The 26,909-nt window shown below is 63.4% G+C and carries 22 protein-coding genes; 7 read left to right on the plus strand and 15 right to left on the minus strand.

Annotated features, from left to right (window positions below):
- Window positions 1-90 precede the first annotated feature (90 nt).
- Window positions 91-1,548, plus strand: a complete 1,458-nt coding sequence (locus JOH52_RS08845; RefSeq protein WP_014529900.1) for a glutamate synthase subunit beta — start codon at window positions 91-93, stop codon at window positions 1,546-1,548.
- Between the two features lie 330 nt (window positions 1,549-1,878).
- Here the strand turns inward: JOH52_RS08845 and JOH52_RS08850 are convergent, their stop codons facing one another.
- Window positions 1,879-3,138 carry an SGNH/GDSL hydrolase family protein gene (locus JOH52_RS08850; protein ID WP_017265709.1) on the minus strand — a complete coding sequence of 420 codons (1,260 nt, stop codon included), beginning with the start codon at window positions 3,136-3,138 and terminating at the stop codon, window positions 1,879-1,881.
- 102 nt (window positions 3,139-3,240) lie between these two features.
- On the minus strand, window positions 3,241-4,458 hold the full coding sequence (locus tag JOH52_RS08855; RefSeq protein ID WP_003531122.1) for a lytic murein transglycosylase: 1,218 nt from the start codon (window positions 4,456-4,458) through the stop codon (window positions 3,241-3,243).
- 302 nt (window positions 4,459-4,760) lie between these two features.
- On the opposite strand from JOH52_RS08855, the gene galU reads away from it, so the two are divergent.
- The gene (gene galU / locus JOH52_RS08860; protein WP_010970204.1) at window positions 4,761-5,648 is read left to right on the plus strand and encodes a UTP--glucose-1-phosphate uridylyltransferase GalU; all 888 of its coding nucleotides are present in this window, start codon (window positions 4,761-4,763) and stop codon (window positions 5,646-5,648) included.
- A gap of 45 nt (window positions 5,649-5,693) precedes the next feature.
- On the opposite strand, the gene JOH52_RS08865 is transcribed toward galU, so the two are convergent.
- The 7 genes from JOH52_RS08865 to JOH52_RS08895 all read right to left on the minus strand — a co-directional run bounded on the left by JOH52_RS08865 (window position 5,694) and on the right by JOH52_RS08895 (window position 14,260).
- A complete protein-coding gene (locus JOH52_RS08865) occupies window positions 5,694-7,130 on the minus strand; it encodes an outer membrane beta-barrel protein (RefSeq protein WP_013844845.1) in 1,437 nt (478 codons plus the stop codon).
- Window positions 7,131-7,234: 104 nt separating this feature from the next.
- Window positions 7,235-7,690, minus strand: a complete 456-nt coding sequence (locus JOH52_RS08870; protein ID WP_003531117.1) for an NfeD family protein — start codon at window positions 7,688-7,690, stop codon at window positions 7,235-7,237.
- Between the two features lie 9 nt (window positions 7,691-7,699).
- Complete coding sequence (locus JOH52_RS08875; protein WP_003531115.1) at window positions 7,700-8,686, minus strand: SPFH domain-containing protein; 987 nt, start codon at window positions 8,684-8,686, stop codon at window positions 7,700-7,702.
- 103 nt (window positions 8,687-8,789) lie between these two features.
- Window positions 8,790-9,809, minus strand: a complete 1,020-nt coding sequence (gene hemH, locus JOH52_RS08880; RefSeq protein WP_003531079.1) for a ferrochelatase — start codon at window positions 9,807-9,809, stop codon at window positions 8,790-8,792.
- 128 nt (window positions 9,810-9,937) lie between these two features.
- Window positions 9,938-11,824 carry a 5'-nucleotidase C-terminal domain-containing protein gene (locus tag JOH52_RS08885; RefSeq protein WP_010970201.1) on the minus strand — a complete coding sequence of 629 codons (1,887 nt, stop codon included), beginning with the start codon at window positions 11,822-11,824 and terminating at the stop codon, window positions 9,938-9,940.
- Window positions 11,825-12,129: 305 nt separating this feature from the next.
- Window positions 12,130-12,498, minus strand: coding sequence for an outer membrane lipoprotein Omp10 (gene omp10, locus JOH52_RS08890; protein ID WP_003531074.1), 369 nt, complete (start codon window positions 12,496-12,498; stop codon window positions 12,130-12,132).
- Window positions 12,499-12,808: 310 nt separating this feature from the next.
- Window positions 12,809-14,260 carry a homospermidine synthase gene (locus JOH52_RS08895; RefSeq protein ID WP_010970200.1) on the minus strand — a complete coding sequence of 484 codons (1,452 nt, stop codon included), beginning with the start codon at window positions 14,258-14,260 and terminating at the stop codon, window positions 12,809-12,811.
- Between the two features lie 375 nt (window positions 14,261-14,635).
- Here JOH52_RS08895 and JOH52_RS08900 point away from each other — a divergent pair, with 375 nt between their 5' ends.
- A complete protein-coding gene (locus tag JOH52_RS08900) occupies window positions 14,636-15,586 on the plus strand; it encodes a sensor domain-containing diguanylate cyclase (RefSeq protein ID WP_003531064.1) in 951 nt (316 codons plus the stop codon).
- On the opposite strand, the gene JOH52_RS08905 is transcribed toward JOH52_RS08900, so the two are convergent.
- The 3 genes from JOH52_RS08905 to JOH52_RS08915 are packed head-to-tail and all read right to left on the minus strand — an operon-like array spanning window position 15,551 to window position 19,268.
- Complete coding sequence (locus JOH52_RS08905; protein ID WP_003531062.1) at window positions 15,551-16,177, minus strand: aminotransferase class IV family protein; 627 nt, start codon at window positions 16,175-16,177, stop codon at window positions 15,551-15,553. The two genes, JOH52_RS08900 and JOH52_RS08905, sit on opposite strands and share 36 nt — an antisense overlap.
- On the minus strand, window positions 16,174-17,331 hold the full coding sequence (locus JOH52_RS08910) for an aminodeoxychorismate synthase component I (protein ID WP_003531057.1): 1,158 nt from the start codon (window positions 17,329-17,331) through the stop codon (window positions 16,174-16,176). Before JOH52_RS08910 ends, JOH52_RS08905 begins: the two co-directional genes overlap by 4 nt.
- Before the next feature lie 53 nt (window positions 17,332-17,384).
- Entirely contained in the window at window positions 17,385-19,268 is a 1,884-nt protein-coding gene (locus JOH52_RS08915; protein WP_010970197.1) for a M3 family oligoendopeptidase, read from the minus strand.
- A 199-nt stretch (window positions 19,269-19,467) separates the two neighbouring features.
- Here JOH52_RS08915 and JOH52_RS08920 point away from each other — a divergent pair, with 199 nt between their 5' ends.
- Window positions 19,468-21,009 (plus strand): sigma-54-dependent transcriptional regulator, encoded by a 1,542-nt coding sequence (locus tag JOH52_RS08920; protein WP_003531053.1) that lies wholly within the window; start codon window positions 19,468-19,470, stop codon window positions 21,007-21,009.
- A gap of 180 nt (window positions 21,010-21,189) precedes the next feature.
- Window positions 21,190-23,007: a peptidoglycan L,D-endopeptidase MepK gene (locus JOH52_RS08925; RefSeq protein ID WP_003531050.1), complete on the plus strand. Its 1,818-nt coding sequence runs from the start codon at window positions 21,190-21,192 to the stop codon at window positions 23,005-23,007.
- Between the two features lie 69 nt (window positions 23,008-23,076).
- Here JOH52_RS08925 and JOH52_RS08930 read toward each other — a convergent pair whose 3' ends face one another.
- From JOH52_RS08930 to JOH52_RS08940, 3 genes are all read right to left on the minus strand, one after another.
- Window positions 23,077-23,349, minus strand: a complete 273-nt coding sequence (locus JOH52_RS08930) for a DUF2312 domain-containing protein (RefSeq protein ID WP_010970195.1) — start codon at window positions 23,347-23,349, stop codon at window positions 23,077-23,079.
- A 107-nt stretch (window positions 23,350-23,456) separates the two neighbouring features.
- A complete protein-coding gene (locus JOH52_RS08935) occupies window positions 23,457-23,762 on the minus strand; it encodes a DUF1244 domain-containing protein (RefSeq protein WP_010970194.1) in 306 nt (101 codons plus the stop codon).
- A 19-nt stretch (window positions 23,763-23,781) separates the two neighbouring features.
- Window positions 23,782-24,576 carry an N-formylglutamate amidohydrolase gene (locus tag JOH52_RS08940; protein WP_010970193.1) on the minus strand — a complete coding sequence of 265 codons (795 nt, stop codon included), beginning with the start codon at window positions 24,574-24,576 and terminating at the stop codon, window positions 23,782-23,784.
- Window positions 24,577-24,805: 229 nt separating this feature from the next.
- Here JOH52_RS08940 and JOH52_RS08945 point away from each other — a divergent pair, with 229 nt between their 5' ends.
- The gene (locus JOH52_RS08945) at window positions 24,806-25,243 is read left to right on the plus strand and encodes a DUF1036 domain-containing protein (protein ID WP_003531042.1); all 438 of its coding nucleotides are present in this window, start codon (window positions 24,806-24,808) and stop codon (window positions 25,241-25,243) included.
- Complete coding sequence (gene pyk / locus JOH52_RS08950; RefSeq protein ID WP_003531041.1) at window positions 25,243-26,682, plus strand: pyruvate kinase; 1,440 nt, start codon at window positions 25,243-25,245, stop codon at window positions 26,680-26,682. Before JOH52_RS08945 ends, pyk begins: the two co-directional genes overlap by 1 nt.
- The last annotated feature ends 227 nt before the right edge of the window (window positions 26,683-26,909 follow it).

Consider the following 26,909-nt stretch of genomic DNA (forward strand, 5'->3'; position numbering starts at 1 on the left):
TGAAAACGGCTCCCGGCCCGATCGGGTTCAGGGGGCCATCACGCGCGCTCGAGGCGCGCCTGTTGAGATTGAAGATGTCAGGATCATAAGATGGGCAAGGTTACTGGGTTTTTGGAGATCGACCGGCAGGTGGCGAAGTACCAGCCGGCATCCGACCGCATCCGCCATTTCCGCGAATTCACCATTCCGATGTCCGACCAGGAAGTGCAGAAGCAATCCGCTCGCTGCATGGACTGCGGCATCCCCTATTGCCATGGGCCGACCGGGTGCCCGGTGCACAACCAGATCCCCGACTGGAACGATCTCGTCTATAACGGCAATTGGGACGAGGCGATCCGCAACCTGCACTCCACCAACAACTTCCCGGAATTCACCGGCCGCGTCTGCCCGGCGCCCTGCGAGGAAGCCTGCACGCTGAACCTCGAAGACGTGCCGGTGGCGATCAAGACGATCGAGCAGGCGATCGCCGACAAGGCCTATGAGATGGGCTATATCGTGCCGCAGCCCGCCGTGACCAAGACCGGCAAGAAGGTCGCGGTCATCGGCTCCGGGCCGGCCGGCATGGCGGCTGCCCAGCAGCTGGCGCGCGCCGGCCACGAGGTGCATGTCTACGAACGCGAGTCCAAGCCCGGCGGGCTGCTGCGCTACGGAATCCCGGACTTCAAGATGGAGAAGAACTTCATCGACCGGCGTGTCGAGCAGATGCGGGGCGAGGGCGTGACCTTCCATTGCGGCGTCAATGTCGGTGTCGATGTCGCGGTGCAAAAGCTCGTCGATGAAAACGACGCCGTGCTCTATTGCGGCGGCTCCGAGACGCCGCGCGACGCCGACATTCCCGGCGTGGAGTTCTTCGGCGTGCACGACGCCATGCCTTATCTGGTACAGCAGAACCGTCGCGTCGGCCGCGAGAACATCGACAGCGTGGGCTGGCCGTCCGAGCCGATCCTCGCCGGCGGCAAGCACGTCGTCGTCGTCGGCGGCGGCGACACGGCATCGGACTGTGTCGGTACCGCCTTCCGCCAGGGCGCCGTCAAGGTGACCCAGCTCGACATTCGTCCGCAACCGCCCGAGAAGGAAGACAAGCTTGCGGTTTGGCCCTTCTGGGCAACGAAGATGCGCACCTCCTCCAGCCAGGCCGAGGGCGCTGTCCGCGAGTTCCAGGTCGCGACGCTCGAGTTTGTCGGCGACGAGGACGGCAATCTCACCGGCGTCAAATGCTGTCAGGTCGACGAGCGCCGCAAGCCGATCGCCGGTACCGAGTTCATCATCAAGGCCGATCTCGCCTTCATCGCGATCGGTTTCCGTGGTCCCTTCGCAGACAGCGTGCTCAAGGATCTCGGCGAGAAGCTGACGGTCAACACCGACCGCCGCGGTTCGACCAATGTCGTCGCCAACGAGCGCGACTACAGGACTTCGGTCGACAAATTGTGGGCGGCAGGCGACATTCGCCGCGGCCAGTCGCTCGTCGTATGGGCGATCCGCGAAGGCCGGCAGGCGGCACGCGCGATCGACGAGGCGCTGATGGGCTCGACGGTGCTGCCGCGGTAGGCTGCCTAGGGCACAGCCCCCGCCTCCCGCAAGCGGGAGGCAGCCTGTGGCACGGGCGCCCCTCATCCGCCTGCCGGCACCTTCTCCCCGTTTGACGGGGAGAAGGGACTCGCGGCACACTCTCAAGTCCCCCTCTCCTCTTGTGGACCGCAGCGGGTGAGAGGGAGCGAGCGTGCACCGCTTGCCCCTTCGCCCCGCCTGCGGGGAGAAGGTGCCGGCAGGCGGATGAGGGGCAGAGGCGGTGTTCCCGGCGAGCCCGATTTCCGCATTAGAGCGGGATGAGGAAAAGTGTGCGCGGTTTTCCGCCCGCATCCCGCGTCACATCGTGATCTAGCGTGTGGTGCCGGCTTGCCCCTGCTTCGTCAGCCGGAAATCGTCGATACGCCCGGGCGGCGCGACGACCACCTCGCCCTTTTCGATGAGCCGGTCGCGCGGGCTCTTGCCCGTGCTCTTGAGGGGCGTGTCGCCGCCGAGAAGGGCGGTCGCTCCGTCGAGTTCGGGATCGATGAGGCTGATCGGCTGCGTCTTGATGATATCTTTGTTGGCAAGCGGCTTGCTGACGACCAGGTCCTTCAGGCCTTCCGCACCCGGAACGTCCGTCGTCGCGGCCGCTTCGCCCAATAGCTTGCGGATATCCTTTTCGACGTAGAAGGCCAGTTTTCGCTTGCCGGCCTTCGTCAGGTTGATGCCGTCAGACCCCCTGAGGCGGACCTGCTGGCCGTTGATGTCGGAGCCGGTCAGAACGAACTTCCCCCCTTCATCGACGAAGCCGTCCCAGATGTCGATGAACTGGCCGCCGACCTTCTCCACCTCTTCGCGGTAGATGCCGTTGAACGTCACCATGTCGGCGGTCATGGACGTCGACTGGAAGGACGGCATTCCGACCCAGAGGACCGGAAGATTATCCTTGCGCGCGAACGTCGCCAGCGCGTTGACGCGCTTGCGGTATTCTTCCGTCCAGGCGTCGGTCCGGAACTTCTCCTGCACGTCGCCGATCCGCATCATCTGGCGATCATTGGCGCCGAGGCTCACGACGATGACGGCGGGCTTGAGTTCCGCGATGGCGTCCGGCAGCGCCTTGGGCCAGTCGAAATAGTCGTCGCGGACGATACCCGAGGAGCCGTTGGCGCGCGTCTCGATCACGATGCCGGGCGTCGTTTCGAACGCAACTTTCAAACCGTCACCAAGGCTGCCGGCAACGAAGTCTCCGACGACCAGGACCTTCTTGGCGTCCGGAGATTTCTCCACGACGACCGGCGCGGGCGGCGGTGCTGCGGCTGGCCGCGGCTTGGCCCGGCTCGGGCGAGACTGCCTTGGCTCCGAAGGTTGCGCCCGGCGCTTCTGTATGCGCTGCGGCCGCGGCTGGCGCCGAAGATCGTATTGATCCTCGTAATAGACGCGCCTTTGCGGCGTGAAGACGCCGAAGAGTCTTTGCAGCACGTTGCGCCGCGGCACCCGCTCCTGCGCCTCGGCCACAGTGGCAAAGAAGCCGGCGGCGACCATCGCCGCGGCGCCGAGCAAGACGGGAGCCAGCCGAAGCAAACGCGAAAACAGTCCCTTTCCCCGGGATAGGATCGTCAGCATGATCATTTCACCGTCGAATGGCAGACACTCCCGCAAGCATACGCCAGATCACGGCGATTGGCACCGTTTGATGGGAATCGCCGTGACCGGAGAAAGCGACGGGTGTGTTTACCTGCGCAGGGCGCGCAACAGATGCTGTGTAGGCTCCCCGTCCGGCGCCAGGCCGTTCTGGTTCTGGAACGCCTGGATTGCGGCTTTCGAGCCCGAGCCGAAATTGCCGTCGACTTCGCCGTCGTAATAGCCGAGTTCCTTCAACCGGTTCTGCAGCTCGAATTTTTCGCTGATGTCGAGCGAACCGTCCGGACGCGGCCAGCGTTGCTGCATGCCGGCATAGCCTGCGATCTGATCGGCAAGAAGCCCGACCCCGAGCGCGTAGGAATCGGAGGCGTTATAGCGCTTGATGACGAAGAAGTTCTTCGTCATCAGGAAGCCGGGACCGTTGCCGCCCCCGGGCAGCTTCAGTTCGGCCCGCATCTTCGGATTGCTGAAGCCCTTGCCGCCCGGGCGGGCGAAGCCGAGGGCCGCCCACTGACCGAGCGTCTTCGTCTGGCCCGAATATTTTGCCCCATTGGCCGGCGGGACGACCTCGTAACCCCATGTTTCGCCGGGTCGCCAGCCGTTCTTCCGCAAGAGATTGGCGGCCGTTGCAAGCGCGTCGGGCACCGAATTCCAGATATCCCGATGGCCGTTGCCGTCGGCATCGACCGCATAGAGCAGATAGCTCGTCGGAATGAACTGGGTGTGTCCCATTGCGCCCGCCCAGGAACCTGTCAGCTCCCGCGGGGTGATGTCGCCGCTCTGCAGGATCTTCAGTGCCGCGATGAGCTGGGTCTTGGCAAATTTGGACCGTCTCGAATCGGCATAGGCAAGGGTCGCCAGCGCGCGCGGCACGTAGTGCAGCCGGTCGTCTTTCTGGAGAATCGCGCCGTAGTTCGATTCCATCGACCAGATGGCGAGCAGGATGGATTTGTCGACGCCGTAGTGCCGTTCGAGGGCGTTGAGCGTGCGGGCATGCTTCGCCGCCATTTCCTGTCCTATCCGCTTGGTGTACGGATTGACACGCGCGTCGACATACTCCCAGATCTTGTGCTTGAATTCGGGCTGATAGGCCGCCTTCTCCAGCACGGCCGGGTCAGGCGTCTTCACGCCGGCGAAGGCCTTGCGATAGGTCGCCTGGCTGATGCCGTTCTTGGCAGCCGTTGCATAGAAGTTATTGATCCAGTTTTGAAAACCTTGATCCGCACGCGCGGGCGACGACCCAAAAGCGGCGGCAACAACGAGAGCGGCGGCGATATGTCGGAAGAACGTCCTGCGGTTTCTCATCATCTGCTGTCGGTTCCGTTTCTCGGTGGAGCGTTCAGCCGGCGTTCATGCCGGACCGACTACTCCGAGGTTCGCAATTTGCCCGCACCAGGCCACTGGAAAGGGCAGTATGCGGTTCTTCTAGTGACCGGACGGCAAAAAACCGTACCTGGTCGAGGGAGAAGCCTACAGAAACGAAGTCAACAAAGTCTTTACCATGAAAAAACCGAGTCGTCTTCCTTCGCAAAAAATTGGCAATCGGCGACTAAATCCAATTCAATTATCCTGTTTCAGGCTAGACTGAGATGCACTGCAAGGAGGTGCCAATGACCGACAAGCGCAAAGTCCGCAAAGCCGTTTTCCCCGTTGCAGGTCTCGGGACCCGTTTCCTTCCGGCGACCAAGGCGGTTCCGAAGGAGATGCTGACGGTGGTGGACAAGCCGGTCATCCAATATGTTGTCGATGAGGCGCTCGAAGCCGGCATCGAGCATCTGATTTTCGTGACCGGCCGCAGCAAGGCGGTCATCGAGGACTATTTCGACATCCAGGTCGAATTGGACCAGACGCTGCGCGAGCGCAACAAAAAGGCGGAGATCGAGCTCCTCGAAGCCATGCTGCCGAAGGCCGGCACCACGAGCTTCACCCGCCAGCAGGCACCCCTGGGCCTCGGCCATGCCGTCTGGTGCGCCCGCGATCTCGTCGGCAATGAGCCCTTCGCTCTGCTCCTGCCCGATATGATCATGAAGGGCGAGAAGGGTTGCCTCAAGGGCATGGTCGAGCTCTACGAAGAGTCCGGCGGCAACGTCGTCGCGGTGGAGGAATGCGCGCCCGACCAGGCGCATAAATACGGGATCGTCGGAGTGGGCGAGACGGTCGGCGACGGTTTCAGGATCACCAGGATGGTCGAGAAGCCGGCCAAGGGGACGGCTCCGTCGAACTTCTTCATCAATGGCCGCTACATCCTGCAGCCGGAGATTTTCCCGATCCTGGAAACGCAGGAACGCGGCGCCGGCAACGAGATCCAGCTGACCGACGGCATGGTGAAGCTTGCCGAGGCCCAGCCCTTCGCCGCCTATCACTTCCGCGGCGATACGTATGACTGCGGCGCCAAGGACGGCTTCATCCTGGCGAACGTCGCCTTCGCTCTCGAGCGCGGCGATATCCGCCCCATCGTGGAAGGACCGTTGAAGACGCTCCTGCAGGGTCTTAAGTAATCTCGCTTGTATAGCCGGGAAAGCCGCGCAACGCGGCCTTCCCGCTCAGCGTCGCAGCGTCAGGCCGAGGCCAACCCGCGTGGTATCGGTCGAGGTGCCTTCGTCCCTGTCCGTGCGCTCGTAGCTCACGTCTCCGGTGAGCGCGAGATAGCGGCTCATGTCCCAGGTGAGCCCGGCGCCGGTTCGCCAGGTGGTCTCGTCGGATGCGGTGGCGTCGGAAGGAAAATCGCGCAGGGTGAGACTGTTCGAAAGCCGGCCGACGAGGGTCGAACGCAACTGATGCGTGACCACGTTCGTCAGTTCGTAGTTGATCGATCCAGCCTCGCCCGGAGTGGTCGACGGATCGACATAGGTCAGCACGCCGAAAAGGACGTCGGTGCCGCGGTGCGGCGACCAGTTGACGCGGCCGTCGAGCGAGAGCCCGCTCAGGTCTGCGAGCCGTGCATCGTCGAAGCGGAAGGTCTCGTAACCGAGCGCCAGTTCTCCGTTGAGCTTCTCGCCGAGATCGACCTCCATGCCGGCGCGGCCCGCATAGCTCTCATAGGAGCGCTCGAAGCCGAACGTATCCCGACGCAGATCATAGATCGATTTGCCGACGGAGGCCTCGAGGAAGGGGATGAGGGCCGGCGAAAGCTCGTAGCCGATCCGCCCGGTGAGCGTGCCGAGATTGCGGTCGCGGTCCTCCTGCGAGAGCGTCGTCCCATTGTCGAGCTCGACATCGCCATAGGTGCGGCGCTCGAAATCCACGCCGAGCGAGCCGCGAATGAGACCGAGGTCGCGCTCGACCGCGGCGCCCAGCCGATAGCTGTCGACGCCGGATTGGCTGTCCGCATTGGCGATGGCATTCGGGTCGTTCGCATCTTCGCGTTCGAAACTGTAGCCTGCCCTCAGCCGCGCAATGGTCTGCGCGCCGAGGTCGAGGCGCAGTTCTGCGTCGATGTCGGCGCGCGGCTCCTCCTGGCCTTCGCCGGATATGTTGTCCTGGATCACGCCTTCGCCGGTCACGCTGAGCTGATGGCGGGACCAGTCGGAAGTGAGCGAACCCTTGAGCCCGGTCTCCATGAAGCTCCGGCTCTGGCTGCTGCCGCCGTTCTTCTGCCGTTCGTGGTTGAAGGTCTCGCTGAGCGCCGGCTTCAGAACGAAGGTGCCGATGCGAATGCCGGGTGCCTGGCCGTCATCGGGATCGATCCGCCTGCGCAGCCCGTCGATCGTCTCCTCGCGCCGGTTCAGGCGGTTGAAGTCCTCGTCCAGAGCCGGCGAAAGGTCGGTGCCGGCAACGGCGCCGGTCGACTGCGGGTCGATCGTGGTGGGAAGCGGTTGACCTGCAGGGATGGCGACGGTGGCGCTCGCGGGCGGTGGATTGCCGAGGCTTTGCGCGCTCGCCGGCGCACAGGCGAGAAAAGCGCAGCCCGCCAGCAGCCATGCCGGCGGCTTCACACGCAAGGCGCCCGCCATCATCGAGCGTGAGATATTGGGCACCATGCGCCGTCTGTCCGCAATTGATTGCAATCGTTTCGCAATCGTAAAGGCGCGTGGTTAATCAATCGTTTCTCTACCGCATTTCCGAACGCGGTTTTCCGATGTGCTCAGATCTGCTCGACCGTCAGGTGGCGGCCGCTGCTCGCGACGATGCGAACGCGTGCGCCGACCGGAAGGTCGGGGCCTTCGACGGACCAGGTCGTGTCGTCGAGCCGGACGCGTCCGCGGCCTTCCGCGATCGGCTGCTCGAGCACTGCCGTCCGTCCGACCAGGCTTTCGCCGCGCCTGTTGAGCAGCGGCTCGTCGCTCTCGGCGGAAGAGGAGACGAAGCGCCGCCCGATAAGGACGGAGGCGACCGAAAGCAAGGCGAAGGCGACGAACTGCACCTGCCAGCTCCAGAACGGCGCCTCCCAGAAGAAAAGCGAGAGGGCCCCGGTGACGAGCGCGGCGAGTGCGATCCACACGAGGAATACGCCGGGCAGGATCAGCTCCGCCGCCAGCAGCAGGAGGCCGAGGACCCACCAGCTCCAGGGGCCGAGTTCGAGGATGATGCGCGTGATCATGGGCGATCCTCAGGGCGTTTCCGAGGGAACGGACGGACCGGTTCGGGGCGTGGACTGGCGCTGGCGCGGGGAGGACGCGGTGCCTTCACCGAAGACCTCCTTCGCGATCGCGCCTATGCCGCCGAGTGATCCGATGAGCGACGAGGCTTCCATCGGCATCAGGACGATCTTCTGGTTATTCGCCGTCCCGATCGCGGCAAGGGCCTCGGTGTATTTCTGCGCGACGAAATAGTTGATCGCCTGCACGTCGCCGGCGGCGATCGCCTCGGAGACCATCCGGGTCGCCTTGGCCTCCGCCTCGGCCAGGCGCTCGCGCGCCTCCGCCTCGCGATAGGCGGCCTCGCGCTGGCCTTCGGCCTGGAGGATCGCCGATTGCTTCGCGCCTTCGGCACGCAGGATCTGCGCATTTCTCGAGCCCTCGGCTTCGAGCACCTGCGCGCGCTTCTCGCGCTCCGCCTTCATCTGCCGGGCCATGGCGTCGACCAGGTCTTTCGGCGGCGCGATGTCCTTGATCTCGATGCGGGTGATCTTGATGCCCCAGGGATTGGCGGCCTCGTCTACGACGTGGAGCAATCGATCGTTGATCGTGTCGCGGTTCGACAGGAGTTCGTCGAGGTCCATCGAACCCATGACGGAGCGGATATTGGTCATCGTCAGGTTGAGGAGCGCGTTTTCCAGGTTGGCGACCTGGTAGGCCGCCTGTGCGGCGTTCAATACCTGGTAAAAGGCGACCGCATCCGCGGAGACGCTCGCATTGTCCTTGGTGATGACCTCCTGCGTCGGAACGTCGAGCACCTGCTCCATCACGCTCAGCTTGGAACCGATGCGATCGATGAAGGGGACGATGAGATTCAGCCCCGGCTCCATCGTCCTCGTGTAACGGCCGAAACGTTCGACCGTATATCGGTAGCCCTGCGGCACCGTCTTGATCCCGGCAAAGAGCACGAGGATCACGACAACGACGAATGCGACGACTGCGATATCCATACCGCCCATGACAGCCCCTTCCTTTTGCAACTCCAGCGTTTGGAGTCGCGCCCGAGTGATCAGGTGGCGATTCGCCGGGATAATTCAAGCACCGAGCGGAACCGGATGAACTTTACAGCCAGCCCTCAAGCTCGCGGCGCACCACATGGTTGAGCACGGCCATGCCTTCGGGACTGTCGTTCAGGCAAGGTATATGGGCGAATTTCTCGCCGCCGTTATGGTGGAAGCTCTCGGCGGCCTGGCCGGCGATCTCTTCGAGCGTCTCCAGACAGTCGGAAACGAAGCCCGGATTGATGACGGCGATCCGCTTCACGCCTTCCTTGGCCAGTCTTTCCACGGTGGCGTCCGTATAGGGCTGCAGCCACTCTTCCGGGCCGAAGCGCGACTGGAAGGTGACTTGAAGTCTGTCCTGCGGCCAGCCGAGTTTTTCGCGGAGCAGCCGCGCAGTCTTCTGGCATTGGCAATAATAGGGGTCGCCTTTTTCGAAATAACTCTTCGGGATGCCGTGGAAGGAGGCGAGCACGAGTTCCGGCTCCCAATCGAGAGTCGCGAGATGTTTGTTTATCGAGGTGGCCAGGGCATCGATATAGACCGGGTCGTCGTGATAGGGCGGCACGGTTCTGAGCGCCGGCTGCCAGCGCATCTTGAGCAGGGCCTCGAAGGCCTTGTCGTTGACGGTGGCGGTGGTGGCTGCGGCATATTGCGGATAGAGCGGGAAAACGAGAATCCGCTCGCATCCGGCCTTCTGCAGCGCCTCGATGCGCGACGCGATCGAGGGCTGGCCATAGCGCATCGCCCAGTCGACGACGACCTGCGGCTGGCCGCCAAAGGCCTCGGCCATCAGTGCCGCCTGGTTGCGCGTGTAGGTCCTGAGCCAGCTTTCGTTCAGGTCCTTGTTCCAGATGAGCTCGTAGGCCTTGCCGACCTTGCGCGGCCGGGTGTTGAGCACGATGCCGTAGAGGATCGGATACCAGAAGAGACGCGACCATTCGATCACGCGCCTGTCGCTCAGGAACTCCCTGAGATAGCGGCGCATGGAGGTCACGTCGGTGCCGTCCGGCGTGCCGAGATTTACCAGGAGCACGCCCAGCTTCCCGTAGCCGACGGCGGGGTGTTCGGTGTTCGCATCCATGGCTGTCATCCCGGTTCTCGTGAGGCGGCCGCGCTTCTGCGTGGCTGCGCGGCAGTTTCAAATCCTTCTAAAAAGAAATACCGGCGCGGGAAAGCCCGCGCCGGTCGCAAATGTCGAGGCAAATTGTCTTACTCGGCCGGGATCTCCAGCTCGCGGCCGATTTCGAGCGCCCGCGGCGCCGGATCGCCATTGGCCGACGATATCCGCTTCCATTCGGTGCCGCTGCCGTAGAAGGACTGGGCGAGGTCCCACAGCGTGTCGCCCCGGACGATGACGTGCTTGCGCGGACCTTCGGCTGCGGCCGCTGCCTCGGCCGAAGGCTCCGGGGCTGGGGCGGCCGTTCCGCCTTCGGCCGGCTTTGCGGCGGCTTCCGGCTCCGGTGCAGCGCTCGGCGACGCTTCCGGCGCGGCAGCCACTTCTGCTATGCGGCCGTCGGTGTAGGGCTTGAACGGCTGATGCGCCGCAAGATAGTCCGCAAGCACGGTTTCGAGGCCCGGGCCGTAGTCATAGGCGTTCTCGCCCTTGTCCTTGAAGACCGCATACCCATCGCCGCCGCCGCGCATGAAATTGTTGCTGACCAGCGAATAGGTCTTTTCCGGATCGAGTGCTGCGAAGGCGTCGCCCTCCTTGACCTCGACGCTGACGAGGCGGCTGCCGGCGGGCTTCGAACGATCGAAGGAATATTTGAGGCCCGCGACCTGCGGGAAGCGCCCGCCGCCTTCTTCGACCTGGCTGAGCCCGTTTTCCAGGGCTGCGCGGATGTCGGAGCCCTTCAGCTGGAAGGTGGAAAGCGTGTTCTGGAAGGGCAGGACGGTGATGACTTCGCCCATCGTCACGTCGCCGCCGTCGATCGAAGCGCGCAAGCCGCCGCCGTTGGTGATGGCGACCGTCACGCCCTGGCCCTTGACGCGATCGAGCATCGCGTCGGCCACGAGGCTGCCCATCTCGCACTCCTTGGCGCGGCAGGTCTCGCGCGATCCGTCGATCGGCGCCTCGGTTTTGGCAATCACTTTCGACCGCAACTCTTCGATGGGCTTGGCGAGTTCCTTGACGCGCGCGACCACGGCCTCGTCCGGCTTTACGGAGGAATCGACGAGGATCGGGTCGCCCTTGGCGGCCTTGACCACGCCGCTGTCGTCGAACGTCACCACGAGATCGCCGAGATATTTGCTGTAGGAGCCGGCCTGTACCACCGGCACCTTGTAGCCCCCGGGATTGTCGACCATCGTCGGGTATGGGCCTTCGGCCTTTTCGTCGGTGTTGGAAAGCAGGCTGTGGGAGTGGCCGCCGACCACCACGTCGACGTCCGGGATCTTGGCGATCGCCGCGAGGTCTCGCGGGTAGCCGACATGGGTGAGCGCGATGATCTTGTTGACGCCCTGCTTTTTGACCTCTTCGATCGCGCTGGTGATGGTTGCCACGTCCTCGCCGATGAGGATGTCCGGCCCGACCGACGAGAGCTCCGGCGTGTCGTTGGCCACTGCGCCGACGATGCCGATCTTCTGCCCGCCGACATCGAGCACGATCGACGGCTTGATCCGGTCGCCGATCTTCGACTTGTGGCTCGGCAGCACATTGGCGGTGACGACCGGGAAAGCGACCTTGTCGAGGAAGCTGGCAAGGCCGTCTTCGGCTTCGTCGAACTCGTGGTTGCCGACGGTCATCGCGTCGAACTTCATCAGGTTGAGGAATTCCGCTTCGGTGGCGCCCTTGTAGGTGGTGAAGAAGAGCGAGCCCTGGAAGTTGTCGCCGGCGTTGAGCAGAAGCACGTTCTTGCCCGTCAGTTCCTGGCGCTTCTGGTCTATCAGCGTCTTGAGGCGGGCGACGCCTCCGAAGCACTCGTTCTTGCCCTCTTCCTCGGCCGAGCAGGTCGAATCGAACTTGTTGATCGATTCGATGCGCGAATGAAGGTCGTTGATGTGCAGGATGTTCAATTCATAATCGGCAAAAGCTGCGCCCGACGAGAGCGCGAGAAGGGAAGCGGCAAAGAGGCCCGTCCGCATGTGTCTGATCATGGTCTGCTCCTGTGTGCTGTCGGCCGAGTTCCAGGTAAGACGCGCCGCGCTGTAGCGGATGTTTTCACCAGTCGAGATCGACTTCAAGCCGCAAACGCATGCCTTCTTTGCCGGATTTCAGATAAGGTTAAGCCCACTCGAAGAGAAAAAAGGCCCCGCTGGAGAGCGGGATGAGGAAAAGTGTGCGCGGTTTTCCGCCCGCATCCCGCGTCTCAACTTCTAGGAATCGATCACGTTCATGTTTTTAGGCCGACCCGACCTGAAAACATCGTGATCTAGGGGCCTTGCTCGTGGGGCCGGAGGCCTCAGCCGCGGCGCGCCAGCGAGAACTGTGCGCCGGAGTCAGTCGTACAGTTCAGCTGCGCCGGCGTTGCCAGCGCACAGTTGACCTTGGACTGGGTGTTGCGCACCAGCGACGTCATGTTGATTTCCACCAGCGTCGGGCTGACGTTTACATAGTTGCCGGAGGCGAGAAGCTGGTTCGTGTCGGTCGTGCGCGTCGAGAAGGTGCCGCCTGCGAAAGTGGAGACGATGCCGTTCGGATCGACCCAGGAACCCTCGACACCCGTCGCCTGCGGCGCCGAAGACATTGGCCGGAGTTCCCGAGGCTGGGACTGACAGGATGCCAGCGCGGCGGCAGTTGCCAGGAGGGTGAGGATGGCGAATGGCTTCATCGGCGTTTCTCCCGCGTCACGAGTTGAGCGGGATGCGAACGCAAAACCGCTTCATGCTTTCCTGTCCCCGCTCTACCGCATAATTGCGCGGATCGGAACCGATCCGGGTGCAATTGTGCGGCGTTTCAAAGCACCGCAGCGACCGTTGTGCGTCTTTTGAGACACGCGGGTGCTGCAGTGCGCGAAACATGCCGCGATCATGAGTTGAAAGCAAGAGCGGGCATGCGCGCGGCGCGCTCGACATTCGCAAAAGAAAAGGCCCGGAGCAGGACTGCTCCGGGCCGACAGGTCGTGCTTCGTCGCGTGAACCTCAGCGGACGAGAATGTTCCTGAACTGCCAGGGGTCCTTCGTGTCGATGTCTTCCGGGAAAAGGCCCGGGCGCCCATCGAGCGGTGTCCAGTCGGTGTAGTGCCCCTCGACGGGGCCGAGATAAGGCATCTGCACTTCCAGGCAGCGCTTGTAGTCCATCTCGTCGGCTTCGACGATGCCGGCCTTCGGGTTTTCAAGAGCCCAGACCATGCCGGCAAGAACGGCGCTCGTGACCTGCAGGCCGGTGGCGTTCTGGTAGGGCGCGATGCGGCGGGTTTCTTCCAGCGAGAGACGCGAGCCGTACCAGTAGGCATTCTTGGCATGGCCGTAGAGCAGCACGCCGAGCTCGTCGACCCCGTCTACGAGCTCATGCTCGTCCAGGACGTGCAGTTCCGGCTGCGCCTTGCCGCCGTTGCCGAACATCTCGTGCAGCGAGAGAACGGCATCGTTGGCCGGATGATAGGCGTAGTGGCAGGTCGGGCGGTAGGAGACCTCGCCGTCCTTGTCGCGGACGGTGAAGAAGTCGGCGATCGAGATCGATTCGTTGTGAGTGACGAGGAAGCCGTATTGCGGGCCGGGCGTCGGGCACCAGCTGCGCACGCGGGTGTTGGCACCGGGCTGCTCCAGGTAGATCGCCGCCTTGCAGCCCTTCTTGTGCTTCTTGGCGTTCTTCGGCATCCAGTTCTCGTGGGTGCCCCAGCCGAGTTCGGCCGGCTGCAACCCTTCGGAAATGAAGCCTTCGACCGACCAGGTGTTCCAGAATACATTGAGCGGCTTCGGGTGCTTCGCGCGCTGGGTATCGCGCTCGGCGATGTGGACGCCCTTGACGCCCGCTTTCTTCATCAGCTTCGCCCAGCCTTCACGGTCGTCCTGGTGCGGTTCCTCGTATTTCAGTCCGAGATCGTCGGCGAGGTTGAGGAGGGCCTTCTTGACGAACCAGGAAACCATGCCGGGATTGGCGCCGCAGGTCGAAACGGCGGTCGTGCCGCCCGGGTTCTTTTCCTTTTCGCGGCGAACGGTTTCGCGCAGCGCGTAGTTCGTGCGCGCGGCATTGTCCATTTCCGCGTCGAAGTAGAAGCCGAGCCAGGGCTCGATGACCGTGTCGACGTAGAGCACGTCGAGCTTGCGGCAGAGTTTGATGATGTCGAGCGAAGAGGTGTCGACCGAGAGATTGACGCAGAAGCCCTGGCCGCCGCCTTCGGTCAAAAGCGGCTTCAGCAGTTCCTTGTAGTTGTCCCTGGTGACGGCCGCGCGCACGTGACGCACGCCGTGGCGCACGAAGATCTCCGTGTCCTTGGCATCCTCACGGGGCTCCACCACGATCAACCGGTTCTTGTCGTATTTGAAGTGGCGCTCGATCAGCGGCAGGGTGCCGTGACCGATCGAACCGAAGCCGATCATCACGATCGGGCCGGTGATCTCACCGTAAACCGGGTAGGTGGTGTCTGCCATTTTTGTCTTTCTCCTGAGAAAACGTCCCTGTGCGATGCTTGCATGCGCGCAAAGCGAGCCTCGAATTCCTGGCGGGGCCTGCATGGTCGGGCAGATTCACGCAGGCAACAAGAAGCGCTGCAGCGGCTTTGCACGTCTGGATAGATGCGCGGCGCTGTAGAGCACAGTTTCCTGTCACAATAAAGAGCCGGCCCGTCAACCCGGCACTTGAGACTTTGCTTAACCGGCTGTCTTCGACAGGGTCGCGATGACGGACCGATATGGTCATGATTTCAGGTCGATTCGATCAGAAAAGCACGATCCGGGCAGTTTGCCACAAGCACCTCGTGCTATAGTTTCGCGTGCTGATTGATATTTTCCTGGAGCAGCCCGACCGTGACTGGTGATCACCTCAAGGCCCTGATGGGCCTGCAAGCCGCAACACCGGTGTTGATCGCGCTCTATGATCCGCATGATCGACTGCGCTACGCCAATGAAGCCTTTCGGTCCGCCTATCACGTCGGGGAAGACGAGGCGCCGACCTGGGCGGAGATCATGCGTCGCAACCATGCCGCGGGCAGGGGCACCGTCCTCAAGACCGACGACCTCGAGGCCTGGATCGCCGCTACGGTCCACAGGCGCGGCAAGGTGCCGTTCCGCACCGTCGAGACCGATCTCCACGACGGCCGCTGGCTTTGGATGACGGAGACCGTGGACCAGAAAGGCTGGATGCTCTGCATCGCCGTTGACATTACGGACGTACGCGCAGGGGAGCGCAAGCTTCGCCAGGACCGCGATTTCGCCCTGCGTGCCTCGCAGGTGGACGAACTCACCAGCGTGCCCAACCGGCGTTATACGATGGAGAGACTCAATGAGTTCATCCGCAACTGCGCCGAGAACCCGCACATGTGGGGATGCGTGGCGATCATCGACATCGACTATTTCAAGGCGATCAACGATCGCTACGGCCATCACCGGGGCGACGAAGTGCTGCTCGACTTCGCCCGCCAGATGCAGGAGTTCGTCCGGCGCTCCGATTGCTTCGGTCGTATCGGGGGCGAGGAATTCATGCTGATCCTGCCGGACACCACCGTGGGCGAAGCGAATCTCATCCTCGACAGGCTGCTGGACAAGATCCGCAACGCCAGGCCGCTCTCGAACATACCGGAGTTCTTCTACACCTGTTCGGTGGGGCTTGCTGAGTATCGCGAGGGCGACAGCGTCGGCGACATCTATTCACGCGCGGACGAGGCGCTTTACATCGCCAAGCGTGAAGGGCGCGATCGCGTCAAGCGTCATACGCTGCCCGGATCAGACCGTGAGTTCAGCCCGGATCAGACCCCTTAGGGAATTGCCGATGTAAAGACGGCCGCTTGCGAGGTCGGCGGGAGCCAACCGCTCGACCCGTGCCCGCCGCTGGCAGATGAGCTCCGTGCGCAGAACACCGGCGAGAAGGCCGCAGGCGATCGGCGGCGTCTTCAAATAACCGCTGCCGTCATCGAGAAAGACCGAAGTTATCGTGCCCTCGCAGACTTCCCCCTTTTCGTTGAGCAGGATCACCTCGTCGGCCTCCGCCGCGGAAAATTCGCTGCGTGCCGCCTCGTAGCGGCTCCGACGCGTGGTCTTCATCCGGAGCAGCCGGTCGTGAGAGTCGAGCCGCGTCGAGGCGATCCGCACCCGCCACGCCGCGCCTTCGGCAAGCGGCACGAATGGTGCCGTCGTCACGTCGATGCTGCCGTCGCGGTCGAGCGTGAGGCGCACGCGCAGCGGCGCCCGCGCGCCCGAAACGGCTCGCCCCAGCGCCGACTCGGCTGCGGCCGCACCCGTAAAGCCGAGACGCCTGGCGGAGCGCGTCAGCCGCGCCAGATGCAGCCGCAGCCTCGTGAAGCCATGCTCCGGTTCGTAGCGCAGCGTCTCGATCAGGGAAAAACCAGTCATCGGGCGATCTCGGCATCGCCGACGGCAAAGCGGGCCTTCAACAGGCATTCCTCGTACTCTGCCTCGGCCTTGGAATCGAAGACGATGCCGCCGCCGACATTGAACACAGCCCGGCCCCCGGCAAAGAGGGATATGGTGCGGATCGCGACATTGAAGCGCATCGTGCGGTTCGGGGCGATGTAGCCGATCGCGCCGCAATAGGCGTCACGCTGCCCGGACTCCAGATCGTGCAGTATTTCCATCGCCCGCATCTTCGGCGCGCCGGTAACGGAGCCGCAGGGAAAGAGCGCAGCGAATATGTCGGCGATGCCGATATCGGGCAGAAGCTTCGCCCTGACGTGGCTGACCATCTGGTGGACCGTCGGATAGGTCTCGATGTCGAAGAGCTTCGGCACGTCGAGTGTGCCGACTTCGGTGACGCGGGAGATGTCGTTGCGCAGAAGGTCGACGATCATGCGGTTTTCGGCTTGCGTCTTCTCGTCGGCGCGCATCGCCGCGATGATCGCGTCATCCTCATCAGGGCTCGAGCCGCGCCGCGCCGTGCCCTTCATCGGATGCGTCTCTATCCAGCCGTCGGCGTCGACGCGGAAGAAAAGCTCGGGCGAGCGCGACAGCAGGACCGGACCGTCGAGGGCGACGAGTGCGCCGTATTTGACCGGCTGACGCTCGATCAGCGACCAGAAGGCGGCGAGCGGATCGCCGGACCAGCGCGCGTGGATCGGCATGGTCAGGTTCGCCTGGTAGCAATCGCCCTGGCGCAGGTGCCGGTGCAGCTTTTCGAAGCGCTGGCGATAAGCAGGAAAATCCCAGCCGGCGCGAGGCTCCAGGAGGAAGGGTTCGTTTTCGGTGCGCCGCTGCGGCACCGCAAGCGGATGGTCCTCCGCCGGCGCGTCGAAGACGCCGAAGGACATCAGCGGTGTTTCCCGGTTCTCCGGCGCGAAGGAGGCCAGTTTCTTCTCGAAAAGATGGCCCGCTTCGTAGGCCATGAAGCCCGCGATCCATTTGCCGGCACGATGGGCCGCGTCGATTTCGCCAAGACCGCGGTGGAACTCAGCCCTCGTCCGTGCCGTGATGACGCGTAAAGGCTCGGCGAAAACCGTCGTGCGGTTCTCGCTGTCGTCCCGGAAGAGGACATAGGGCGCGTGTTCGATCATCGAGGTCGGTCGCTGTCAATTCGGTCCGACGGGGCCACCAAGGCCCGAGCGGGTCACGCCTTATCAAGCGCCTCCAGTTCGTCGATGAGCCCTTCAATCATCGACAGGCCCTGTGCCCAGAACGACGGATCGGTGGCGTCGAGCCCGAAGGGCGCCAGAAGTTCGGAATGATGCTTCGTGCCGCCCGCCTTCAGCATCTCGAAATACTTCTCCTGGAAGCCGCGCTCGGCGTTCTGATAGACGGCATAGAGGGAGTTCACCAGGCAATCGCCGAAGGCATAGGCATAGACGTAGAAGGGCGAATGGATGAAGTGGGGGATATAGGCCCAGTAGGTCTCGTAGCTCTCAGAAAGCCGGATCGCCGGGCCGAGGCTTTCGCTCTGCACCGACAGCCATATCCGCCCCAGGTCCTCGGCCGTCAGTTCGCCTTCCTTGCGAGCCGTATGCACCTTGCGCTCGAAATCGTAGAAGGCGATCTGCCGGACGACCGTGTTGATCATGTCCTCGACCTTCTGCGCAAGCATCGCCTTGCGCTCGCGCTTGTCCTTCGTCCGGTCGAGGAGCGCGCGGAAGGTGAGCATCTCGCCGAACACGGATGCGGTTTCCGCAAGCGTCAGCGGCGTCGAGGCCATCAGCGCGCCCTGCGCGCCGGCGAGGACCTGATGGACGCCGTGCCCGAGCTCGTGGGCGAGCGTCATCACGTCGCGCGGCTTGCCCATGTAGTTGACCAGAACATAGGGGTGCACGGAAGGGACGGTCGGATGCGCGAAAGCGCCCGGCGCCTTGCCGGGTCGCACCGGCGCGTCGATCCAGCCATCGTCGAAGAAGCGCCGCGCGATCGCCGCCATTTCCGGGGCGAAGGCGTGATAGGCGGAAAGGACCGTGTCCCTGGCTTCGTTCCAGGGAATAAGCGCGTTCGGCGTTTCCGGCAGAGGCGCGTTCCGGTCCCAGAAATCCATCTGCTCCATGCCGAGCCACTTGGCCTTCATCGCATAGTAGCGGTGCGAGAGCCGGGGGTAGGCGGCCTTTACCGATGCGGCCAGAGCATCCACGACCTCACGCTCCACCCGGTTGGCGAGATGGCGGCTGTCGGCGATATCCTCGAAACCGCGCCAGCGGTCGGAGATTTCCTTGTCCTTTGCAAGCGTATTGGTGACGAGGGTAAAGGTGCGGATATTCGCCTTGAAGGTCTCCGCAAGCGCGAGCGCGGCCTTCTTGCGCACCTCGACCGAAGGGTCCTGCAGAAGGTTGAGCGTCACTTCCAGCGGCTGCTCCTTGCCGTCCACCGAAAAGGTCAGCGATGCGATCGTCTCGTCGAAGAGCCGGTTGAAGGCGTTTGCGCCGGTCATCGACTTTTCGAGGAAAAGCTGCTCCAGCCTGTCGTCGAGCTGATAGGGCTTGTCCTTGCGCAGGTCCAGAATCCAGGGCCGATAGTGGGCGGCAAGGCTGTCGGTCGTGAGGGCGTCGTCGATCACCTTGTCGTCGATGCGGTTGAGTTCCAGCGAGAAGAACAGGAGATGCGCCGATATGTCGGTAAGCTTCGACTGGACGTCGCCGTAGAGCTTTCCGTTCGCCGGATTGGACGTATCGGAAAAATAGGTAAGTCCGGCAAAGGAGGCGATGCGGCCCATGAGGTCGTCCAGCGCCTCGAATTCCTTCACGGCCGCGCCGATGCCCTGATCACCGGTTCGGCCGGCAGCCTCCTTCAGCTTGCCCTTCCACTTCGCTTCGAAGGCGATCGCGTCGGCTTCCGCCTTCGCGAGGTCCGAGCGGAATTCCTCGGAAGAGGGTGAGAGGTAGAGGTCCGTGAGCCGCCAGGACGGCAGCTCGCCGAGCTCGGTCGGCGCCGCGGTAGCCTGATCGGCCCCGGAGTTGACCAGCGTGGCGCGCAGGAGGGATTGCCCGGAGGCGGCGAGACGTGGCGAGGCAAAATTCATCGTCGGTTCTCTCGTTTTGAACAGGCCTTAACCCTGAAGCGAGGCAACGGCATGGCGCCCATTGCTACCGCCCGCGATGGATAAAATGCAAGCATTTCTCAAAACAGGATGTTCAGCCGTTTGTGGGACGAATGGCCGGTATGATTTGGCACATGATGCTGGCCAAAAGTACCCCGCGTGTCCCAAGCAGGAGGCTTTCGTGACATCCCATATTCTTGTCATCGACGACGATCCGGTGCAGCGGCGGCTGCTGACGAACATGATCGAGCGGCTGGGCCATGTCGCGCATCTCGCCGACAACGGGCGCAGCGGGCTCGAACTCCTGCAGCGCAAAGGCGGCATCATCAACGTCATCCTGCTCGATCTTCTGATGCCGGAAATGAACGGGCACGGCCTTCTCGAGGCGCTCGCCGAGCGTGGCATCGACATCCCGGTCATCGTCCAGACAGGGCAGGGCGGCATCGAGACGGTGGTCCAGGCGATGCAGGCCGGCGCCTTCGATTTCCTCGTCAAGCCGGTTTCGCCGGAGCGGCTGTCGATCGCCTTGGGCAACGCGCTGAAGATGGCGAGTCGTGACGGCAAGGTCAAAACCGCGCGGCGTCCGCGTGGCGGGGCCGTCGGTTTCGACGATATAGTCTCGGCGAGCCCGGCGATGATCCGCGTCATCGATCTCGCGCGCCGCGCTGCTCAGTCGAACATCCCGATCGTGCTCGAGGGCGAGTCGGGCGTCGGCAAGGAAATGGTGGCCCGCGCCATCCAGGCGGCGAGCGACCGGGCGGCGAAGCCTTTCGTCACCGTCAATTGCGGCGCGATCCCCCACAATCTCGTCGAGAGCATTCTCTTCGGCCATGAGAAGGGAGCGTTTACGGGCGCGAGCGAAAAGCACAGCGGCAAGTTCGTCGATGCCGACGGCGGGACCCTCTTTCTCGACGAAATCGGCGATCTTCCGCTCGACGTACAGGTCAAGCTGCTGCGCGCCGTCCAGCAGGGCGAGATCGAGACGATCGGGGCGCGTCAGCCGCAGAAGGTGAATGTGCGCCTCATCTCGGCCACCAATAAGGACCTTATCACCGAGGTTCGCGAGGGCCGGTTCCGCGAAGATCTCTACTATCGGCTGAACGTCTTCCCGATCACCATTCCGGCGCTGCGCCGGCGCAAGGAGGATATCCCCGTTCTGGTACGCGCCTTCGTCGAGCGCTTCTCCGCCGAGCAGAGACTCGATCAGCGGCTGACGGTATCGAGCGGTGCCATGGCGCTGCTGACGTCCTATGACTGGCCGGGCAATATCCGCCAGCTCGAAAACGCGATCTTCCGCGCCGTCGTGCTTGCTGACGGCCACGAACTCACGGTCAGGGATTTTCCGCAGGTCGCCACCCAGATACCGGGCTACATCGTTGCCGACCGCTCCGGTCTCTCCTGGGGGGAAGCCGGCCCGGAACGTCGTCCCGCCTCCGGTCAGCTCGCCGCCGCCCAGGCCGATGCCGGCGCGCGGGAACAACCGGCGCATTCCGAGCAGACCCCGGAAGGCCGTCTGGAGAACGCCATCGCCAGCCTCAGCGAAGGCGGCGAGGTCAGGAAGCTCGCCGAGGTCGAGGAGGAACTGATTCGGTTTGCCCTGAAATTCTACCGCGGCCAGATGAGCCAAGTGGCGCGCAAATTGGGAATCGGGCGCTCGACTCTCTATCGCAAACTCAAGGATTACGGCATCGATCCCGACAATCCCCTGCGTGAAGCGGCATAAAATCGACGCATTCACACCTCATTTGCCGTGCAAATCGTTCACCGCCGTTTAGACCTTGTTAGCAAACTGTTCACTATATTATAAGGGGCGGTGAACACTGTGGCATAATTGCCATGCTGTCACCTTATTTGACAGTCATCTGAGACAGCAAAGCACGGTTGTCCGTCGGACGGGGATTGAATGCCAAATTTGTTCGGTTTGGAGGAACCAGTCGGTTCCTTTGCGCGCAGACTCTGCTCGGCGGTCGCTCGAAAGGCGCCCCAGGTCCTGGCGTCCATCGCGCTGGTTTGCTCCCTTGTCACACCCGGCATGGCGCCTCCGGTCGAGGCCGCCGGCCAGACACGCACCCTCAAGCTCTATTTCATCCACACCAAGGAAAAGGCGCAGATCACCTACAAGCGCAACGGTCGCTACGATCAGAAGGGTCTGCAGCAGATCAATCGCTTCCTGCGCGACTGGCGGCGAAACGAGCCGACCAAAATGGACCCGCGCCTGCTCGATCTCGTCTGGGAAGTTTACCAGAAGAGCGGTTCTCGCGACTACATCCATGTCGTTTCCGCCTATCGCTCCCCCGCCACGAACGGCATGCTGAGGTCGCGGTCGAAGGGCGTCGCGAAGAAGAGCCAGCACATGCTCGGCAAGGCGATGGACTTCTATATACCGGACGTGAAGCTCAAGACGCTGCGCGAGGTCGGCATGAAGTTCCAGGTGGGCGGCGTCGGCTATTATCCGACTTCCGGTTCGCCCTTCGTCCATATGGACGTCGGTGGCGTGCGAGCCTGGCCGCGCATGACGCGCAACGAACTCGCGCGGCTCTTCCCGGACGGCAAGACCATGCATATTCCCTCCGACGGCAGGCCGCTGCCGGGCTATGAGCAGGCGGTGGCCGATTACAAGCGCCGCGTCGGCGCATCGGCGATCGAGGTCGCAGGCGGCGGCGCCAAGGGTCCGGGCGATACCGGCAAGCGCCGCAACCTGTTCGCTGCGCTCTTCGGCGGAGGCGGCGACGAGGATGAAGAACCCGCGGCAATCGCTGCCGGCGGCGCCGAAGAGGAAGCTCCGGCCAAGGTTCAGACCGCATCCGCGCCGGCGGCCCGGGATGCGCTTCCCGGCGTTGCCGGTTCCACCGCGGCGCCTGCCGAACAGGATATCAACGCACCGGTGCCGGCCGTGCGACCGGCATTCAAGGAAACCCCGGCTGATGGCGGCGTAGCGGTTGCACTCGTCGCGCCGGAGAAGAACAGTGCCCAGGAGGCGCTGGCAGCCGCCATGCAGCCGACGACGGCCGTGCCTTCGGAATTCGCGGATCTGAGCGCGCTCAAGGTTCCGGTTCCGCAAATGCTCGACCGTCGCGACATGAACGCTCTGATCGCCAACGAGACGCTCGTCGCCTCCGCCGACGGCCAGGCTCAGGAGTTCGGCTTCGTGCCGGTGCCTGGAATGCGTCCGGCCGGCGAAGAGGCACTCGCGGCCGTGGCTCACGCCGAGGTCACTATTCCCGCTTCCGCGGATCGGCCTGCGCTCGCTTCCGCGGCACAGCCGCCGGCAGCCGGCACACGCGTGGCCCTCGCCGCGCCGACCAGCGAGGATCGGACGCCTGCATTTTCTCCGGCGATCGAGGTCGCCGCCTATGCGCCGCAGCCGGGTTCCGCTTCACGTGAGGCGATCTTCGACAGCGTCTTCGACACGGAGGCCGACGCTCCCTCGAAGGGCGCACGTCCCAAGAGGCAGGATGCCGAGGCGAAGAGCCGGTCTTCTGTCCGCACGGAACCTAAACTGACGAAGAAGATCATTTCCGAGTGGGCACTTTCGGCGGGCCGTGTGGCGACCCTGTCGAAGCCGGTCAAGGCGCCGCGCTTCGTCAGCAAGTCGCTCCGCGTCGCTCCGACGACCGTTTATGCGGCCGGCTTTACCAGCAATAGCGGAGCGGTCGATACGGCGCGCTTCAGCGGCAGCGCCGTCAACTTCATGGAAGTGAAGAAGTTCAGCACAAACTGAACCTTCGCTTGCCGCCTAAACATAAAAAGCCCGCCAGGTCAGTCCGCCGGCGGGCTTTTTGCTGAGTCGTCAGGCTGCGTCCTCGGCTTCGACGGCAGGGATCATGCCCAGCGCCTGCAGATAGGTGTCGAGAATCGCTTCCTGTTCCATGCGCTCGTCGGCGTCCTGCTTGCGGATCGATATCACCTTGCGCAGGATCTTGGCATCGAAGCCCATCGATTTTGCCTCGCCATAGACATCCTTGATGTCGTCGGCGATGGTCTTCTTCTCTTCTTCCAGCCGTTCGATCCGTTCGATGAAAGCGCGAAGCTGGTCGCGGGCAATGCCGTGAGCATCCGACATGGTCGTCTCCTTGTGGGGATGAATTTTCCGGGTGGTGTGAACTGCCGTGAACGGCCGCCGAGGTCAAGGGCGATTGCGCAACAACACAGGCATTTCCCGCGCAGGTCCTACTCCTTCGGGCGATTGCGCTCGAACGCGGCTTTCTGCTCGGGCGAGGCCTCACCCTGATTCTGCGTCCGCCATTCCTCATAGGGCATGCCGTAGACGATCTCCCGGGACTCCTCCTTGCTCATCGGCACGCCGGAAGCCTCCGCAGCCTCGCGATACCAATTCGACAGGCAATTGCGGCAGAAGCCGGCGAGGTTCATCAGGTCGATGTTCTGGACGTCGCTGCGTTCGCGCAGATGCTCGAGCAGCCGGCGGAAGGCCGCGGCCTCGAAAGCGGTGCGCTGTTCCGGGCTGATTTCGCTCATCGGTGTGGCCTCCTCTTCTTCAGTCGCTGTAAGCACCCGTACGGGACGGGTGGCGATGGTAGGCATGAAGCTCCGGCAGACCGTTGAGCGCCGCAAGGATGGGCGTCAGACGTTCCGCCCAGGCGGCGGCGCCCGCGGCATCGGCGATCAGGTCCTGGCGGACCTCTATCAGCGCATGCGCAATCCCGGGAGCCATGCAGTGCCGGTACATGGTATCGCCACGCAGCGCACCGTCATAGGGCTCGTTGTTGCCGACGACGATGTCGCCGGCCGCCTCCAGCCGTTCGATCAGCGGAAACACGGCGCGAGGGTCGTTGTCCCAGAGAACCGAGGCATGCCAGGGGCGTGCCACGCCCTTCCAGAAGGGCGTGAAGGAATGCAGGGAGATGACGAGAGGCGCTCTTCCGCCGGCGGCGGCGGACCGGGCGATGGTCTCGGATACGGCCTCGTGATAGGGGCGGTGAAAGCGCCTTATGCGGTTCTGCCACTCCTCGTCCGAGATCGGGTGGTTGCCCGGAACGATCGCGCCATCGGAAATCTTCATGATCAGGGTGGGGTCGTCTTCGCCGCGATTCGGATCGATCAGGAGGCGCGAGAAACAGCCGAGCACGGCCGGCGCGTCAAGTGCGGCCGACAATTGCCGCGTCAGCGGTTCGATGCCGATATCGTAGGCGATGTGACGCTCGAAGGCGCTTTCGGGCAGGCCAAGCCGGCCATATTCCGGCGGCAGCCGGTTCATTGCATGGTCGGCAACCAGCACGAGACCCTTTGCCGGATCGCCCCCGGTGATCTCGTAAGGAGAGTAGTGCTGCATTCCGCTCCTGCCAGGCTGAAGGTACCCACCTGATTGCACGCAAAGCCGCCATTCGCAAGAAAAACGCGAAGCTCTTATGCCGTTCCGTCACAGGAATGACGATTATAATCGATTAGAGTTGCGTTGACTTTCGGGGCTGGGCGTCGCAAGAAAGTGCCACGCAAATCAAAACGGAGTTCCGTAGGAAGCCGTGTCTAGATATCCTTTTTCCAGAGTGAAGCCGGGGTCGATGACGTTTGGATCCATCCTCCTGTTTTCCTTGGCAATTTCCGCTTCATTTCTCTCTGCCGGCGATGCCCGCGCCGATTTTCGAGTCTGCAACGGGACGCAGACTCTGGTCGGCGTGGCAATCGGTTATCGGGCCAAGGAAGGCTGGGTGACGGAAGGCTGGTGGCAGGTTCCGGCGACGACCTGCGCCACGCTGATCGAGGGCGAACTTCAGTCCCGATATTATTATCTCTACGCGGAAGATGCGGCCAAGGGCGGCCGTTGGACCGGCGATGTCAACATGTGCGTGGCCGAGAACGAGTTCAAGATCGTCGGCGTGCAGGACTGCTTCGCCCGCGGCTTCCAGCGCATGGGATTCAAGGAATACGACACGGGGCGGCAGGGAAGCTGGATGGTTCAGCTTTCCGACACGCCCGGCACGCAGGAAAGCCAGAATTGATGAGACGGAACAGGAAAGTCAAAATCCTCGCGACGCTCGGGCCGGCATCGGCCGACGAGCAAATGATTCAGAAGCTGCACGAGGCGGGGGCCGATCTGTTCCGTATCAACATGAGCCATGCAAGCCATGAGGTCATGCGCACGCTGATCGAGCGGATCCGTGTGGTCGAGGCGCGCTGCGGCCGTCCGATCGGCATCCTCGCCGATCTGCAGGGGCCGAAGCTGCGCGTCGGAAAGTTCGCCGAAGGCAAGGTCGAGCTCAAGATCGGCCAGACATTCACGCTCGACAACCGCGACGTGCCCGGCGACAGCCGCCGCGTCTATCTTCCGCATCCGGAGATCCTCGAAGCGGTGAAGCCCGGCCATCGCCTGCTCATCGACGATGGCAAGCTGCATCTGCGCGCCGAAAAGACCGATGGCAAGAGCATCGTCACCACGGTCGTTTCCGGCACGCGGATTTCGGATCGCAAGGGCGTCAGCCTGCCCGATACCCTGCTTGGCGTCGGCGCGCTGACGGACAAGGACCGCGTCGACCTCGACGCCGTGCTGGCGACAGGAGAGGTCGATTGGGTGGCGCTTTCCTTCATCCAGCGCCCTGAGGACCTTGCCGAGGTTCGCAAGATCGCCCGCGGCCGCGTTGGACTGATGTCGAAGATCGAGAAGCCGCAGGCGATCGAGCGGATAGACGAGATCATCGAGCTTTCGGATGCGCTGATGGTGGCACGCGGCGACCTGGGCGTCGAAATGCCGCTCGAATCCGTACCGGGACTTCAGAAGCAACTGACGCGTGCCTGCCGGCGAGCCGGCAAGCCGGTCGTCGTCGCCACGCAGATGCTCGAATCGATGATCTCCTCGCCTGTGCCGACGCGCGCAGAAGTGTCGGACGTGGCTACCGCCGTGTTCGAGGGTGCCGATGCGGTGATGCTTTCGGCCGAATCCGCCTCCGGCGAGTACCCCGTCGAGGCGGTTTCTACCATGGCGTCGATCGCCAGCAACGTCGAGCGCGATCCGCATTATCCGGGGATCATCTACGCTCAGCGCACGCCGCCGGAGGCAACGGGCGCGGACGCCATTTCGCTTGCCGCTCACCAGATCGCCGAGACGCTCAAGCTTGCCGCAATCGTGACCTACACCTCCTCTGGCACCACCGGCCTGCGCGCGGCGCGCGAGCGCCCCCAGGTGCCTGTCATCGCGCTTTCGCCGATCGTCCAGACGGCCCGTCGCCTTTCCGTGGTCTGGGGGCTGCACTGTGTCGTCACAGAGGACGCGACCGACCTCGACGATATGGTCAACCGCGCCTGTCGAATCGTCTCGACGGAAGGCTTCGGCAAGCCGGGAGACCGCATCATCGTTACCGCCGGCGTGCCGCTCGGTACCCCCGGCGCCACCAACATGCTGCGCATCGCCTATATCGGCTCGGACGGCCAATCGGGCATCTGAGCCGCCGCGGTTCGATCGAGCGCATTTCGAAACTGCCCCTCATCCGCCTGCCGGCACCTTCTCCCCGCAAGCGGGGCGAAGGGACTCGCGGCGCCAACTTCGTCCCCTCCCTACGTTCCTTGCGCCATTGTCAACGGCCGAGGAGGGATGGGAGCCTGCCGCTCGTTCCCTTCGCCCCGCTTGCGGGGAGAAGGTGGCCGGCAGGCCGGATGAGGGGCATTTTTTAA

It is taken from the genome of Sinorhizobium meliloti, assembly GCF_017876815.1.
GTDB lineage: Bacteria > Pseudomonadota > Alphaproteobacteria > Rhizobiales > Rhizobiaceae > Sinorhizobium > Sinorhizobium meliloti.